The following is a 429-nucleotide window of genomic DNA, read 5'->3' on the forward strand; positions in this document are numbered from 1 at the left end:
GTTGATCCCCATCGCCAGCGCGTACTGCTCGGGCTCGCTGAGGTACGTCGCGGACCCGACGGCGAGCGAGTAGGCGAGGAGCCTGGTCTCGCCGAGCTCACGGAACAACTCGGTCGCCCTCTGCCAGTGGACGCGGGCGTCGGGCTGGCTTCGGGGGAACGCCAAGAACCCCGCGGCCAGCCGGACGCGGGCCGCCACCGCGGGAGCCAGGTCCGCCTCGCTGAGCAGCATCTCGTCGATCCAGCGCAGGCCCTCGGCGTGATGACCCTCCAGGAACCAGTAGGCGCCCAGCGCGGCGGTGATCCGACCGGTCAGTGGCAGGTCCCCGTGGCGACCGGCCCAGTCGTGCGCGGTGCGCACCTCCTGGAGCATCTCGGTGATGTCGTCGAGCCAGCGATCGGCCGCGTCCGTCCAGCGCCGCTCGTAGAG

At 71.8% G+C, this 429-nt stretch carries 1 protein-coding gene; it reads right to left on the minus strand.

The genetic code is table 11. From position 1 onward, the window contains the following. Positions 1-429: hypothetical protein (locus ACFQUV_RS09255; protein ID WP_378394671.1), on the minus strand; the 429-nt coding region annotated here is incomplete at both ends.

This window comes from Rhodoplanes sp. P11, assembly GCF_964266735.1.
Lineage (GTDB): Bacteria > Pseudomonadota > Alphaproteobacteria > Rhizobiales > Xanthobacteraceae > Rhodoplanes > Rhodoplanes serenus.